Origin of the sequence: Planktotalea frisia, assembly GCF_001890925.1 — a bacterium.
In the GTDB taxonomy this organism is placed as follows: Bacteria; Pseudomonadota; Alphaproteobacteria; order Rhodobacterales; family Rhodobacteraceae; genus Planktotalea; species Planktotalea frisia.
This window is the reverse complement of the sequence record NZ_MLCB01000149.1, coordinates 1-2,088: the sequence shown is the minus strand read 5'-3', so window position 1 is coordinate 2,088 and position 2,088 is coordinate 1. Positions and strand designations below refer to the sequence as shown.

1 protein-coding gene and 1 pseudogene are annotated in these 2,088 nt (G+C 59.3%); both read right to left on the bottom strand.

Going from position 1 to position 2,088, the window contains the following annotated elements; translation table 11 throughout:
• Positions 1 to 38: 38 nt before the first annotated feature.
• The gene (locus tag PFRI_RS12525; RefSeq protein ID WP_072631045.1) at positions 39 to 641 is read right to left on the bottom strand and encodes a plasmid pRiA4b ORF-3 family protein; all 603 of its coding nucleotides are present in this window, start codon (positions 639 to 641) and stop codon (positions 39 to 41) included.
• A pseudogene (gene tnpC / locus PFRI_RS12520) lies at positions 638 to 2,088 on the bottom strand (IS66 family transposase); the annotation flags it as partial. The gene PFRI_RS12525 and the pseudogene tnpC, both read right to left, overlap by 4 nt.

The following is a 2,088-nucleotide window of genomic DNA, read 5'->3' as shown; positions in this document are numbered from 1 at the left end:
GTAAGCATTCGGCGAAGGCCGTGGGCGCGCCGTATTGATCAGAGGTGTTTGGGTACGGCTTTTGGTTTACGCGGCTTCGGGGTCCATTTTTTGGCAAGACGCTCGAAGTTATCGAGGATGCGGCCGATCTCTGCCTCATCCGGGTCGAACTGTCCCCCATACCATTTCAGCATCTGGCCGTGTTCTTCGTGCTTGGGGTCGGCCATGGCTTCGAGGAAGGCAGTGTAGCCGGGAAAGCCACCCACATCCTCCGGAGGGCAAGCACCGATGGCCCTGACAAGGCGTGGATATGCGGCACCCGCGATGGCATCATCGATTTTCTCGACCTTGATCACGTGATGCCAGTTGTCGCCAAAGTCATAGATGTAATGGATGGTCTTGGTGCCAACATCTTCGATCACGTCAAGCAGGCTGGTTTTGCTGGCGGGCATCGGGCCATCGTAAAAGCCATCTGGATCTGGCACCCCCCAGCCGCTGCCGCCGGCCCTGAACTCATACAGGTGACTGTCGGTCCATCCCATGGCAGCCTGGATCACATCATGCAGGCGGTTCAGCTTGATCTTGAGGGGCACATCAAAGCGCCGAAGCACCTGAGGCTCGACATCGGACAATGTGACCTTGAGGCGCGCGACCAGTGTCATGCAGCAATCCTCTTCAATTCCATGGCGGCCTTCCAATTCCAGGGTAACAGTTCTGGTAGGCGTGACACAGGCATATCGGGCAGTCGCGCCAAGACGTCTGCCATCCATGCCTGCGGGTGATGTCGTTCATCTTTGCCGTGACAATAAGTGTATACATGAAGGCTGCCCTGTCGCCACCGCGTTCAGACCCTGCAAAAAGCCATGACTTTCTACCCAATGCGATCCCTCTGAGCGCGCGTTCGGCGGCATTGTTCGTTAGGCAGAGGCACCCGTCATCAAGGAATGCGGTGAAGGCCTCCCAGCGACCTGTCCCCTCGAGCATGTAGTTGATCGCCTTGGCAACAGGGTTGTGCTTTGACATCCGGGCCCGCTCGGCCAGCATCCAATCATGCAGATCATTGACCATCGGCGCTACCCACTGCTGCCGGGCTTCATGACGCGCTGCATCTGACAGGCCGGTGATGTCACGCTCGACAGCGAAGATCGCATCGATCCGCGTCACAGCGTCCAGCGCGATGGGCGATATCTCTTGCGCTACCTTTTTGCCTTTGCGGGCTATGGCCTTGATGTCGGCCAGTTCAAAGAACTTGCGTCTTGCGTGGCTCCAACACAGCGCACTACGGACCGGGCCCGGACTACGATCTGCGAGATACAGATCATTGTAGCCGCCATAAACGTCCGACTGAAGAACACCGTGCCATTCGGCCAGATGCCGTGTCGGGTGTTCTTTCCGGCGATCTGTTGAGAAGTGGAAGAGGGCGGCGGGTGGCGCATCCCCATCCCACGGTCGATCATCGCGCACATAGGTCCACAGTCGCGCCGTCCTTGTGCCGCCACGCGCCAGAAGCGGCACGGTGGTATCGTCACCGTGCAAGCGGCCAGCGTCCAACACATGGCGCGCGATCAACGCATGAATGGGGGTCAGCGCCACACAAGCATGACCGATCAGATCAGCCAAGGTGGACAGGCTCAGATCAATCCCCTCACGTGCAATTCGCTCGGATTGCCGGTTCAAGGGTTGGTGTTGTCCATACTTGTCGAAGGCGATCATCGCGATCAGTTGCGGCCCTGCCCAACCGCGTGGAATGGCGTGGAACGGGGCCGGCGGTTGGCTGATCTTCTCGCAAGCTCGGCAAGTGAACTTCTCGCGGACCGTCTGGATCACCTTCCACTGGCGTGGGATGACCTCCAGTGTCTCCGTAATATCCTCGCCCATTTTAACGATGCGGTCTGAACCACAGCAGGTGCAGCTGGTCGGGGCCGCTACCACGACACGCTCGCGCGGCAGATGGTCGGGAAAGGGTTTGCGCACGGGCTTGCGTCGCGTGAAGGCACGCACGGTGCTGGTCTTGTCCGCAGCCTGTTCAGCCGCCAGCGCATCCTCCGTTGCGGCCGCTTCCAATTCCTCAAGCTGCAATTCCAGCTGATCAATCAGCCGCGCGCGACG